This is a genomic window from Actinoallomurus sp. NPDC052274 (assembly GCF_040679475.1).
GTDB lineage: Bacteria > Actinomycetota > Actinomycetes > Streptosporangiales > Streptosporangiaceae > Actinoallomurus > Actinoallomurus liliacearum.
Window position 1 is genome coordinate 106,992 of sequence record NZ_JBFAUT010000002.1, and the last position, 12,715, is coordinate 119,706.

Sequence of the window (12,715 nt, forward strand, 5' to 3'; positions counted from 1 at the left end):
CCGTACGGCCGTCGACCGAACCCGCAGAGCCGTCGACCGAACGAGACCCGTAGAGGCGTCGGCTCGAACCGGTAGAGAGGAACACACAGGGATGGCACGCAGGTCCATCGGGATCGTCCTGAACGGCGTGACCGGCCGGATGGGGTACCGCCAGCACCTCGTCCGCTCGATTCTGGCGATCCGCGACCAGGGCGGGCTGACCACCGCCGACGGCACCGTGCTGTGGCCGGAACCGATCCTGGTCGGCCGCAGCGAGGTCAAGCTGCGCGCCATCGCCGAGCGGCACGGGCTGACGGAGTGGTCCACCGACCTCGGCGAGGCCCTCGCCCGGCCCGGCGTCGAGGTCTACTTCGACACCCAGATCACGGGTGCCCGTGCCGCGGCGGTCCGGACGGCGATCGAGGCGGGCAAGCACGTCTACACCGAGAAGCCGCTCGCCGAGGACGTCGAGGAGGCGCTCGAACTGGCCCGGCTCGCCGACGAGGCGGGCATCCGGCACGGCGTCGTACAGGACAAGCTCTTCCTGCCGGGCCTGCTCAAGCTCAAGCGGCTGGTCGACGGCGGTTTCTTCGGGCGGATCCTGTCGGTGCGCGGGGAGTTCGGCTACTGGGTGTTCGAGGGCGACTGGCAGGAGGCGCAGCGCCCGAGCTGGAACTACCGGGTGGAGGACGGCGGCGGGATCATCGCCGACATGTTCTGCCACTGGCGGTACGTCCTCGACAACGTCATCGCGCCGGTCCGCTCGGTGCAGGCGCTCGGCGCGATCCACATCCCCGAGCGGGTCGACGAGAACGGCAAGCCGTACGCCGCGACGGCGGACGACGCGGCGTACGGGATCTTCGAGCTCGAGGGCGGTGTCATCGCGCAGGTCAACTCCTCCTGGACGACGCGGGTGTTCCGCGACGAGCTGGTGGAGTTCCAGGTGGACGGCACCGAGGGCAGCGCGGTCGCCGGCCTGCGCCGCTGCCGGGTGCAGCACCGGTCGATGACGCCGAAGCCGGTCTGGAACCCGGACCTGCCCGCCACGGAGGACTTCCGCGCCCAGTGGCAGGAGGTGCCGGACAACACCGAGTTCGACAACGGGTTCAAGACGCAGTGGGAGCTGTTCCTGCGGCACGTCGCCGACGACGGCGCGTTCCCGTGGGACTTCTACGCGGGCGCGCGGGGCGTCCAGCTCGCCGAGCTGGGCCTGCGCTCCTGGAAGGAGGGCCGCCGCATCGAGGTCCCGGAGCTCGCCAAGTGAAGATCGACCTGCCCGAGGGCGGCTCGCTCGTCCCGTACACGCTGGGCGAGCCGCGCGCCTACCCGCCGCCGGCGGCGCCCGCCATGTCGCGCGTCGCGTACGCCGCCGGGCACGTCGTCGTCGACCCGCTCGCCGACCCGGAGGCCGTCGACTGGGAGACGACCCTGGCGTTCCGCCGGCACCTGTGGTCGTACGGGCTGGGCGTCGCGGAGGCGATGGACACCGCGCAGCGCGGCATGGGCCTCGACTGGCCGACGACGCGCGAACTCATCGCGCGCAGCGGCGCGGAGGCGCGGGCCTGCGGCGGGCGCATCGTCTGCGGCGCGGGCACCGACCAGCTCCCGCCCGGCCCGGCGCCCCTGGACCGGATCGTCGCGGCGTACGAGGAGCAGCTCGGCGTGATCGAGGCGGTCGGCGGGACGCCCGTCATCATGGCCAGCCGCCAGCTCGCCGCCTCGGCCACGGGGCCCGACGACTACGCCGAGGTGTACGGCCGGCTGCTCGGCCAGGTCGCGCGGCCCGCCGTGCTGCACTGGCTCGGCCCGATGTTCGACCCGGCCCTGGAGGGCTACTGGGGCTCGGCCGACCTGGACGCCGCCGCCGAGAGCGTGCTGGCGATCATCGCCGAGCACGCCGCCAGGGTCGACGGGATCAAGGTGTCGCTGCTGGACGCCGGCCGGGAGGTCGCGCTGCGCCGCCGCCTGCCCGCGGGCGTGCGGCTCTACACCGGCGACGATTTCAACTACCCGGAGCTGATCCGCGGCGACGACCACGGGCACAGCGACGCGCTGCTCGGCATCTTCGACCCGATCGCGCCCGTCGCGGCGGCCGCCCTCGGCGCGCTCGACGCCGGGGACCCGGAGGCGTACGAGCGGGTCTTCGCCCCGACCGTGCCGCTGGCCCGGCACATCTTCGCCGCCCCGACGTACTACTACAAGACGGGCGTCGTGTTCCTCGCCTGGCTCGCCGGGCACCAGGCGCACTTCCGCATGGTCGGCGGCCTGGAGAGCGCCCGCTCCGTCCCGCACATGGTCCGGCTGTTCACGCTGGCCGACCAGGCCGGCCTGCTGCCCGACCCGGACCTCGCGGTCGCCCGCATGCGCGCGTGGCTGACCGTCCAGGGGGTGACCTCATGAGTCCGGCGCGGTTCAGCCTGAACCAGTGGACGACGCGGTACTGGCCGTTGCCGGAGCTGGTCGCGGGGTGCGTCGCCGCCGGGGTGACCGGCGTCGGGCTCTGGCGCGAACCGGTCGCCGAGTACGGCCTGGCCCGTACGGCGAAGCTGGTCCGCGACGCCGGGCTGACCGTCACGTCGCTGTGCCGGGGCGGGTTCTTCCAGCTCCCCGACGCGATCGCGGAGAACCGGCGGGCCATCGAGGAGGCCGCCGAGCTGGGCGCCCCGGCGCTCGCGCTGGTCAGCGGCGGGCTGCCCGAGGGCTCGCGTGACCTCGACGGCGCGCGGCGGCGGGTGGCCGACGCGCTCGCCGAGCTGGCCCCGTACGCGGGGGAGTGCGGGGTACGGCTCGCCCTGGAGCCGCTGCACCCGATGTACTGCTCCGACCGCTGCGTGGTCTCGACGCTCGACCAGGCGCTCGACCTGGCCGCGCCGCACCCCGCCGCGCAGGTCGGCGTCATGGTCGACACCTACCACCTGTGGTGGGATCCGGGCGCGTACGCCGCCATCGCGCGGGCCGGGGCCGAGGACCGGATCGCGCTGTTCCAGGTGGCCGACTGGACGACGCCCCTTCCCGAGGGGGTCCTGACCGGGCGCGGGATGCTCGGTGACGGCTGCGTCGAGCTGCGCCGGTTCCGTACGGCCGTGGACGAGGCCGGCTACACGGGGCCGATCGAAGTCGAGATCTTCAACGACGACCTCTGGGCGATGCCGGGGGCGGAGGCGCTGTCGCTGTGCCTCGCCCGCTTCGCCGAGCACGTGACCTGAGCTCATCCGACCTGTCTGGAGCGCGCGAGCGCATCCTCCGCCGACCACACCCCCGAAGGAGGCCGCCGAATCCCTCTCTTGACCCTGTGACCGCCCTCACCTACGTTCGGGAAAGCGTTTGCAGAAAGCGCTTTCCGCCTATCGACCCCATGGGTGGCAGAATGACGAAGTTCAGATGGTGCCTTCTGACGACCGTCGCTCTACTCGCGGCTCTGTTCTCGGTGCCCCAGCAGGCCGCGCTCGCCGACGAAACTCCCGTCACCGACCCGATCCCCGAACGACCGATCACCTCCGACCTGGGGCTCGTCCTCCAGGAGTACGCGCAGTTCCCCAAGTCCGACCCGGTTCCCGCGCCCGTCGACGCCCGCCTCGTGCGCTGGGACCGGATCAACTACATCGGTGAGGTGCCGGACGGCTCCGGCCGCATGTACGTGCCGGACCTGAACGGCAACCTGTACATCGTCCGGAACGGCCAGCCGCACGTCTACCTCGACGTCAAGGCGCAGTTCGAGCAGTACTTCTTCTCCGGGCGCGGCCTCGGCCAGGGCTTCGGCATCGTCGCCTTCGACCCGGACTTCCGGACGAACGGGAAGTTCTACACCATCCACACGGAGCTGGCCTCCAGCACCACCAAGGTCCCCGACCTGACGCCGCAGGCGGGCACCATCTACCACGGTGTCATCGACGAGTGGACCGCCGACGATCCGAAGGCGGACACCTTCCACGGCACGCACCGTGAGGTCCTCCGGCTCGGCTTCGGCGGGCAGATCCACGGCATCCAGGAAATGGGTTTCAACCCGAACGCCAAGCGGGGCGACAAGGACTACGGCAAGCTCTACATCGCCGCCGGTGACGGCGGCATGGGCCAGGCCGCCGGCAACAACGACCCGCAGAACCTCGGCGTCCCGCAGGGCAAGCTCCTGCGGATCGACCCGCACGGGAACAACAGCGCGAACGGCAAGTACGGCATCCCGGCCGACAACCCGTTCGTCGGCAAGGCGGGCGCACTCGGGGAGATCTTCGCCCTCGGCTTCCGCGACCCGCACCGCTTCAGCTGGGACACCGGCGGCAGTCACCAGCTGTTCCTCGGCCACATCGGTGAGCACGCCATCGAGGGTGTCTGGGACATCCGCGCCGGCGACAACGCCGGCTGGCCGAACCGCGAGGGCCCGTACACCTTCGTGAAGAACGACCGCTGCGACCTGTACACGCTGCCCGAGGACGACGCGAAGTACGGCTACGACTACCCGGTGGCCGCCTACGACCACGACCCGCCGGCCGGCTGGAACTGCAGCAGCGACATCGGCAAGGCGATCTCCGGCGGGTACGTCTACCGCGGCCACAAGCTGCCCGAGCTGTACGGCAAGTACGTCTTCGGTGACCTGGTCGACGGCGCCGTCTACTACACCGAGCAGAGCCAGATGCGCCGCGGCGCCCCGCGGGCGGCGATCCACCAGCTCCAGACGTTCGACACGAACGGCAACCGGCTGACGATGCAGCAGTTCGCCGGCGACAAGCGCGTCGACCTGCGCTTCGGCCGCGACAGCAAGGGCGAGCTCTACCTGCTCTCCAAGGCGAACGGCAAGATCTGGAAGGTCGTCGGCACCCGGCACTTCGCCGCGGGTCCGGTCGGCCACACCCACGTGGGTGGCACGGCGGGCGCGAAGAACTGGGCGCCGGTCACCCCGTCGAAGTGGAAGTTCGCGGGGAACCAGGTGATCCTGGCCGAGGCCGGCACGGAGCGGCCCGGCCCGCGTCGCCCGTATGAGTACGCGGTGCTCGGCAAGGGGCCGAAGTTCGGCACCGAGCGGATCGACGCCGACGTGCGGATCGACACCCCGACGGACGTCACCAACCGCGATGTGATCATCGTGTTCGGCTATCAGTCGGACACGCAGTTCTACTACGCGCACCTGTCGCAGGACAATTCGATCTACCCGCACAACGGGATCTTCCTGGTCGACAACGCCGACCGGCTACGGATCGAGGACCAGTGGGACCCCCTGCGCTCGCGCGGCGCCGAGCCGTCGATCACCGACATGAAGTGGCATCACGTGACCGTGATCCGGCACGTGGACACCGGTGAGATCGCGGTGTACCTCGACCACTCCAAGGACCCGCGGATGACGGCGGTCGACAAGACCCTCGCGTCCGGCCGGGTCGGGTTCGGGTCGTTCGACAACACCGGCCGGGTCCGCAACTTCACGGTCACCGGCACGGCGGTCGGCGACTGACCGGGGGCCGGCCCGCCGCCCGCCGGTCCGGCGGCCGGGCGGCGGCCCGGGCCCCAGCGCACTCCCGGCGGTCACCGTCACCCCCCTGACGGTGGCCGCCGGGACCCCCAGACGCACGTGGAGGGAACGATGGGACATCTCAGCGCGGCCGTACGGTCCCGGCGCCTGGCGGCGGTCGCCGTCGCGGCCCTGGTCTGCGGGCCGCTCGCCGCGACCGCGGCCAAGGCGGACACCGGCGCGGCGCGGGGCCACGACCAGGCCCTGTCGAAGGTGCTGCCGAGCCTGCGCCCCAACCTGGTCTCGTACTACGACTTCGAGCACCCCGTGCCGGGCCACCCCGCGCAGGAGCGCGACCGCGGGTTCTCCGGCACGACCATCAACCTGATCAACGGCGGGGCCGCCATGCGCGTACGGGACAGCGCGTTCCCGGGCGGCGGCTACTCGATCCAGACGAAGCAGGTCAACCCGGCGGCCAAGGGCAACGACGACTGGAAGGCCGGGGTCTACTCGGCGACCGGCGTGCCGTCCCTGCACGCCTTCAGCGGCGCCAAGGAAGCCTCCATCATGGGCTGGTTCAAGATGACCGGCCCGAACCCGGCGCCCAACTCCGAGACGGCGAACCCGTCGGACTACTACAACGCGGTCGGGCTGGCGGGCCTGCTCAGCGGCGACTCGCAGGGCCATGACGTACGGGCGCTGCTCGAGGTGATCGACGTGTCGGGGACGATGCGCGTGGTCGCCCTCGGCCGCCGCATCGACGGCGGCAAGTCGCAGACGTTCGCCGCGAGCGAGGACTGGCAGAGCGTCCTGCCGATCGGCGAGTGGGTGTTCCTGGCGGCGTCGTACGACTACGACCACGGCACGATGAAGCTGTACAAGAACGGCAAGCCGCTGGACGGCTTCTACACGACGGCCGGCGACCCCTGGGAGGTCGGGACGCCGGGCAAGCACGTCACCTCGTCGGCCGACTCGCGCGGCATCAAGATCGGCGGGAGCTTCCCCCAGAACACCGCCGAGAAGAACGCCTGTGACTGCCGGCTCGACGGCCTGATGTTCCTCAACCGGGCCGTGACCGACAAGGAGGTCTGGCAGCAGTACCACCGGGCGGTGTCCGGCCGGCACTGATCATCCGAACCGCACCGAACCGCGCGGTGAGCCGCCCCCCGGCTCACCGCGCGTCGGCGTCGTCAGGGACGGCCGAAGCCGACGAGCTGGCCCTGCCAGTAGCCGGCGAGGGGGCTGACCATCACGTTCTCACCGGTGCGCGGGGCGTGGATGAAGTGACCGCTGTCGACCATCATCCCGACGTGCCCATTGCCGCTGAGGAAGACGAGGTCGCCGGGCTGCACGTCGCTCTGGGCGACGCGGTGGGTCGCGTTGTACTGGTCCGGGACGACGCGGGGGATGCTGACCCCGGCCGCGCGCCAGGACATCATCGTCAGCCCGGAGCAGTCATAGCCGTTCGGGCCGGTGCCGCCGTAGACGTACGGCTTGCCGAGCTGGGCGTAGGCGTAGTTCAGCGCGGTGCGCGCCGAGCCGGAGGCGGGACCGGTGTAGGTCCCACCGACCTTGCCGCCGGAGGCGGCCTTCGACTCGCCGGCCTGCTTGGACAGCTTCTGCTGCTTGGCGATCTGCTTCTCGAGCGACTGCTTCTGCGACTTGAGCTTCGCGGCCTTCTGCGAGATGTCCTGCACCGTGGCCTGCACCGCGGCGAGGTCGCGCCGGAGCCGCTGGGTGGAGGCGAGGAAGGCGGTCAGCTCCTGGCCCCGGTTGCTCGCCAGGTGCGTGAACGTCGACATCTGGTCGAGGGCCTGGTCGGGGTTCTTCGAGGCCAGCACGGCGGTGGCCGGGTCGGACTGGCCGGTCTTGTACTGGTTCGCAACGAGCTGTACGACGCGCGCGTGTAGCTGGTCGTACGTGGTCTGCTCGGCCTGCTTCTGCGCCTTCAGGACCTTGAGCCGCTTCTTGGCCGCGTCGAGCTCGGTCTTGGTCTTGTTGAACTGGTCGACCTTCTTGTCGAGCTGGGGATTGAGCTTGGCCAGCTCCTTCTTCGCGGCGGCCGCCGACGGTTTCGGGGCGGCGTCGGCGACGCCGGCCGTCGTCAGCGAAACGGTGATCGCCAGCGAGGCCGCGGCGCAGATCCGGAGCGATCGGCGGAACCGCGACCGGCCGGTGGCGCGCGTGGAGGTCATCGGGTTGGAGGGCGCCACAGAGTCCTACTCCTCTCCTTGCCGCCTACCGGGGCAGCGCGTCGGGCTCGGGCCGGAGCCGCCCGGCCGGAACCTCATTCGGCTCCGGACGCGCCTCGACAACTGATGATTCCCGGGTCCCAAGAGGGATTCGGCGGACGGCTGTGCTTCGTGTGAAGCCGGGGGCAGCCGGGCTTTCCGTAGTTTAGGGGTGATCGGGCGTCCTCTGCCAATCAACGTTTCGTTAACGTTTTACGGCGACGGCTCTTACTTTCCGCGAGAGTCGCGGTAGATCACGAATCGGACATATCGCGTCGGAACCGCTCAGGATCGGCCCGCCAGGGACCGGGGCTCCGCCGCCTCCGCCGCGGCGGATCCGGGCCGGCGGCCGCTCCGTACGAAGGTGAGGCGGACCAGGACCGGCGCGAGCGAGACGACGGCGAACAGCCGCAGGCTCTGCACGCTCGAGATCAGCCCGACGTCGGCGTTGGTCGCGACCGACGTCGCGAGCACCGCGTTGATGCCGCCGGGCGTCGTGGCGAGGTAGGCGTCGGCGAACGACAGCCGGGTCACCGCGGCGAGCAGCCACGCGAGCAGCGCGGAGGCGACGCTGACGGCGACCGTGCCGGCCACGATCCAGGGCAGTGCCCGGCGCGCGTGCCGGAGGGAGGGCCGGGTGAACCGCAGCCCGATCTCCAGCCCGATGCAGGCGAACACGAGCGTCTGCAGCAGGCCGGTCGGGCGGAACCCGTGCGCCGCGCCGGAGAACGTCGCCACCACGGTCACCAGCATCGGGCCGAGCACGACCGGCGCGGGCAGCCGCAGGCGCCGTCCCACCTGGACGCCGAGCACCGCGACGGCGCACAGCACCAGGAGGCCCGCCGGCTGGTCGGGCCCGCCGACCAGCCGCAGCATCTGCGGGCTCAGCGGCGAGCGCGGCTCACCGGCGCCCGACACCGCGGGCGCGGTCGGCCCGAGCAGCGGGACGACCAGCGGAGCGGTGGCCGCGACGATGCCGACTCGGGAGTACTGGGCGAGCGCCACCAGGCGGGTGTCCGCGCCGAGTTCGTCCGAGGCCGCGAGCATCGCGGCGGCGCCACCCGGCACCGTGGCCAGCGTCGCCGTCGGCCGGTCGAGGAGCCGGGACCGCTCCAGCAGCCGGGCCACCCCCACGCTCAGCAGGACGGTCGCCACGGTGACGACGACGAGGGGGAGCATCGACGGCGCGGCCGCGCGCAGCGCCGCCGGGTGGATGTACCCGCCCATCAGCACCCCGGCCAGCGCCTGCGACGCGCGGTACGCGGGCCGGGGGAGGGCGGTGGTGACCAGGCCCGACAGCGCGAGCGCGACACCGACCAGCAGTCCGGCGAGCAGGTACGGCGCCGGCACGCCGGCCGCGTGTGCCGCCGCCCCGGCCAGGAACGCGGCGCCGACGACGGCGCACCAGCCCCAGGCCGGACCGTGTCCCGCCGGCACGCCTGGCCGGCCGCCCGTGACCCGGGCGCGTACCCTCCCCATCGACGACACACGTTCAATCTGTCCGCCGATGCGGTCGTTGATGGTTATGCAGGCGAATGCAATGCCCCATGAATGCCGGGCCCGGTGGCGCGTCAGGCCAACGGCGGGTCGCTCAGCCCGCGCTCCCGGCAAAGTCCCGACGGAATGCCTGGTATTCAGTCATATCTAGCGTGATTCCGGAATTGCGGTGCTCGGGTCGGCGTGTCAAGCGCCGCATGTGATGCGGGCCGGGACCGCGGAACGAGGAGGGCACGGGGCGAGGCCGCTTGCGTCGGAATCTGCGTGCTTCGACGGCGACAGTCGCGGGACGGACTCCCCGCCGGGGCCGTTCCGGGCCCCGGCGTCGGGGGCCCGGAACGGGCTCGGCCGATCAAACTCGGCCGATTCTGCCGAGCGGTTCTCGCTCAGTGGGTGTTGCGGAGGATCACGTCGACCTTCGTGGTCTTTCCGACGTTCCCGGCCGCGTCGATGGCGCGGTACTCGATCGTGTGGTGGCCGTAACCGGGCGGCACGTTCTCCCAGGCCACCGCGCGAGCGGGCGTGCCGAGTTTGCCGTAGATGAGGTCGTCGACCTTGGTCCCCAGCGGCGTGAACCGGAACGGTGCGGTCGAGTCGGTCGGCCAGCCGAAGTAGCGGAACCAGCCGTCCCTGTCGACCTGGAACTCGGCCAGCGTGGCGCCGGTGGCGTCATCGGACGGGCTCAGCTTCATGGTGAACTCATTGTCGAAGACGTACTCCTTGCCCTGCTTGGCGGCCGGTGTGGAGAACACCGCGGAGACGGTCGGTCGCTGCGCGTCGACCGTCCAGGTGAGGGGCTCGGACGTGGCACCGGTGGCCGGGTCGACCGCACGGGCGGTGACCGTGTGCGTTCCGGAGGCGAGGTGCAACCGGCCCAGGTCGAGGTCGCGGTCGTTGCCCGGGGTCGTCACCTTCTTGCCGTCGAGGCTCCAGCGGACGGCGGGCACGGACGTCGCGGGGTGCGTCGTCTCGGCATAGATCACGTCGTTCGCGCCGACGGGGGCGCCGGTCGGCGTCGACTCGGTGAAGCCCGCCGCGGTGGTCTCCGTGGGGTTCGGCGCGGTCGTGTCGACCGTCCAGGTACGGGTCTGGGTGAGGGCGGCGGAGTCGCGGACGGCCGGGTCGCGGACGAAGTCGGTCGGGTCGACGATCTTGGCGGTCAGAGTGTGCGTGCCCGGCTTGATCGGTAGCCGCGACAGGTCGAGGTTGTGGTTGTCCCTGCCGCCCGCCACCTTCTTGCCGTCGAGGGCCCAGGTGATGTCGAGCGTGTGGTCGACGGGGTGCAGCGTCTCCAGCCAGACCACGCGGTCGGCGCCGATGGGGGCCGTGGTCGGGGTGTTGTCCTGGATCAGGTTGAGCTTGGCGGAGATCGCCTGGGTCATCCTCTCGCGCTCGACCTGGTCATAGGCGTATCCGAGGGTCTTCATCATCGAGTGCGCGCTGGGCCGCCAGACGCCCGTGGTGTCGTACATCCCGCCCTCGTAGCGGCCGATGGGCCCGCCCGACGTGCTCCGTTCGCCCAGCCAGCGGTACCACTTCGCCTTCTGCCGGCGCATCTGGTCCTCGGTGAGGAGGGTGTGGTGGATCGAGTCCGGCTCGCCGCCGGTGTAGGCCCCGCCGGGAACGCCTCGCTGGTAGTAGTTGTACTCGTCCTGGAGGCCGCCGAGCGAATGCCCGATCTCGTGCGGCATGATCAGCGACGACATGGCGTTGCTGCCCGACGCCGTGGCGTACGTCCCGCCCGCCCCGCCGTACGTGCCGCTGTTCGCCAGGGCCACGATCTGCCGGTTGGCGGCGCTGGTCCCGGTGACCATGTTCGCGTACTTCTGGGCGGCGGCGTTGTCCATCACCAGCAGCCGCTGGATGCCGGTGGACGAGCAGCCGCTCCAGAACTTCATGCTCAGCGGCGTGGTCCGCCTGGGCGCGTTCAGGTCGGGGTCGCAGCTCACTCCCGACTCGCCCGAGACGATCTCGACCCGGTAGACGTTGATGTAGCTGCGGTAGGACTTGAACGGCTCGAACGCGAACAGCGTGCTGATCTCCTGGTCGACGTCCTGCCGGTACTTCGGCATGTCGGCGTCGGTGTAGCCGTCGCCGAGGACCACGAGGTTGAACCGCTTCGCCGGAGCACCGGTGATCTGGACCGGTACGACTTCGGCCCTGCCGACGTCGGCGGCGCGAGCCTCTCGTACGTGCCCGGTGAGAGCCGGCGCGGCGAGCGCGATCATCGCTGTCGCCGCGACGACTGTACGCCTCAACATCAAGACCTCCCAAGGTGATCTTCACTCGTGGATCATGATGAATCACGAAGGAGGTCGAATGTCGTGTTTATGCGAAATTGGCCGGAAGTGGGGCTGGGGTCCCTTAGTGATGGTTTTCGGCCTCGGGGGAGCCGCCCATCATCTTCAGCATCGGGAGCCCGCCCGTACGGACGAACCGGACCAGCAGGACCGCCGCGAGGACGAGGAAGGCGATGTTCAGCCAGGTGGTGTAGTTCCAGGAGATCCCGTGCTCCATCACCGCGGCGTGCCGCTTCTCCGGGATCAGGCCGGTGACGCCGAAGAGCAGTTCGACCAGGTAGCCGGCGAGGACCATCGCCGCGTAGAAGGTCCCGGTGACGAACAGCGCCATCCGGGTGCCGTAGTACTTCCGGTAGATCAGGATGATCGGCAGGATGATCAGGTCGGCGAAGATGAAGGCGACCACGCCGCCGAAGCTGATCCCGCCCTTCCACAGCACCGCGGCCAGCGGGACGTTGCCGATCGAGCAGACGAAGCTGATCACCGCGACGAGCGGACCGACCAGCGGCCCCCACAGCTTCGCGGCGAGCGGATGGCCGACGAGGAAGAAGTGCCGCCAGAACGAGTCGGGCACCCACGCGGCGATCGCCCCGGCGATCAGCAGCCCGATGACCAGGTCCCGCAGGATCGCCGCCCACTCCATGACGAACACGTGCGCCACCGACGTGAAGCCCTCCCCGGACAGCAGCCGGCGCCGGAACGACCCCTGCCGCTGGACGGACATGTCCATCGCCGCGTGGCCCTCCATCGCGCCGGCGACGCCGCGCTCGGCCTGCTCGCGGGCGGCACGGAGCAGCCGCTCCCGGAGGAACAGCCGGAACAGCACCGCGAGGACCACGATCATGATCGGCCCGCCGACGAACTCCGCCGCGGTGAACCGCCAGCCCATCAGCAGCGCCAGGATGATGCCGAGTTCGACCACCAGGTTGGTCGAGGCGATCTCGAACGTCATCGCCGCGATGAAACTCGCGCCCTTGACGAACAGCGAGCGCGCCAGCGCGACCGCCGCGTACGAGCACGACGACGACGCCACGCCCAGCCCGGTGGCGGTCGCGAGCGTACGAGGCCGCCCGTCGCCGAGCAGCCGGACGATCGTCGATCGCCGCACCACCGCCTGGACGATCGCGGACAGCAGGAACCCCAGGATCAGCGCCCACAGGATCTCCCAGGTCATCGACCCGGTGATCGCCAGCGCGTGACCGATCGCGCTCATCGCCTTCCCTCCATCACCGAACGGTGGTGCCCCACCGAGGACACGCGGAACACGGGCG

The 12,715-nt window shown here is 70.9% G+C and carries 9 protein-coding genes and 1 riboswitch; of the genes, 5 read left to right on the forward strand and 4 right to left on the reverse strand.

Going from position 1 to position 12,715, the window contains the following annotated elements; genetic code table 11:
* The first annotated feature begins 91 nt into the window (after nucleotides 1-91).
* The 5 genes from AB0K82_RS02365 to AB0K82_RS02385 all read left to right on the forward strand — a co-directional run bounded on the left by AB0K82_RS02365 (nucleotide 92) and on the right by AB0K82_RS02385 (nucleotide 6,544).
* Nucleotides 92-1,243 (forward strand): Gfo/Idh/MocA family oxidoreductase, encoded by a 1,152-nt coding sequence (locus AB0K82_RS02365; protein ID WP_364391739.1) that lies wholly within the window; start codon nucleotides 92-94, stop codon nucleotides 1,241-1,243.
* 41 nt (nucleotides 1,244-1,284) lie between these two features.
* A complete protein-coding gene (locus AB0K82_RS02370) occupies nucleotides 1,285-2,379 on the forward strand; it encodes a dihydrodipicolinate synthase family protein (RefSeq protein WP_364392139.1) in 1,095 nt (364 codons plus the stop codon).
* Nucleotides 2,376-3,185 (forward strand): sugar phosphate isomerase/epimerase family protein, encoded by an 810-nt coding sequence (locus AB0K82_RS02375; protein WP_364391741.1) that lies wholly within the window; start codon nucleotides 2,376-2,378, stop codon nucleotides 3,183-3,185. The genes AB0K82_RS02370 and AB0K82_RS02375 overlap by 4 nt, the downstream gene beginning before the upstream one ends.
* A gap of 161 nt (nucleotides 3,186-3,346) precedes the next feature.
* Nucleotides 3,347-5,419, forward strand: a complete 2,073-nt coding sequence (locus AB0K82_RS02380; protein WP_364391743.1) for a PQQ-dependent sugar dehydrogenase — start codon at nucleotides 3,347-3,349, stop codon at nucleotides 5,417-5,419.
* A 129-nt stretch (nucleotides 5,420-5,548) separates the two neighbouring features.
* The gene (locus tag AB0K82_RS02385) at nucleotides 5,549-6,544 is read left to right on the forward strand and encodes a hypothetical protein (protein ID WP_364391745.1); all 996 of its coding nucleotides are present in this window, start codon (nucleotides 5,549-5,551) and stop codon (nucleotides 6,542-6,544) included.
* Nucleotides 6,545-6,606: 62 nt separating this feature from the next.
* Here AB0K82_RS02385 and AB0K82_RS02390 read toward each other — a convergent pair whose 3' ends face one another.
* The 4 genes from AB0K82_RS02390 to AB0K82_RS02405 all read right to left on the reverse strand — a co-directional run bounded on the left by AB0K82_RS02390 (nucleotide 6,607) and on the right by AB0K82_RS02405 (nucleotide 12,657).
* A complete protein-coding gene (locus AB0K82_RS02390) occupies nucleotides 6,607-7,629 on the reverse strand; it encodes an NlpC/P60 family protein (protein WP_364391747.1) in 1,023 nt (340 codons plus the stop codon).
* Nucleotides 7,630-7,636: 7 nt separating this feature from the next.
* Nucleotides 7,637-7,775, reverse strand: a riboswitch (cyclic di-AMP (ydaO/yuaA leader).
* A gap of 157 nt (nucleotides 7,776-7,932) precedes the next feature.
* Nucleotides 7,933-9,126, reverse strand: coding sequence for an AbrB family transcriptional regulator (locus AB0K82_RS02395; protein WP_364391749.1), 1,194 nt, complete (start codon nucleotides 9,124-9,126; stop codon nucleotides 7,933-7,935).
* A 404-nt stretch (nucleotides 9,127-9,530) separates the two neighbouring features.
* Nucleotides 9,531-11,405: a M64 family metallopeptidase gene (locus AB0K82_RS02400; protein ID WP_364391751.1), complete on the reverse strand. Its 1,875-nt coding sequence runs from the start codon at nucleotides 11,403-11,405 to the stop codon at nucleotides 9,531-9,533.
* A gap of 103 nt (nucleotides 11,406-11,508) precedes the next feature.
* Nucleotides 11,509-12,657: a permease gene (locus AB0K82_RS02405; protein WP_364391753.1), complete on the reverse strand. Its 1,149-nt coding sequence runs from the start codon at nucleotides 12,655-12,657 to the stop codon at nucleotides 11,509-11,511.
* Nucleotides 12,658-12,715: the final 58 nt, after the last annotated feature.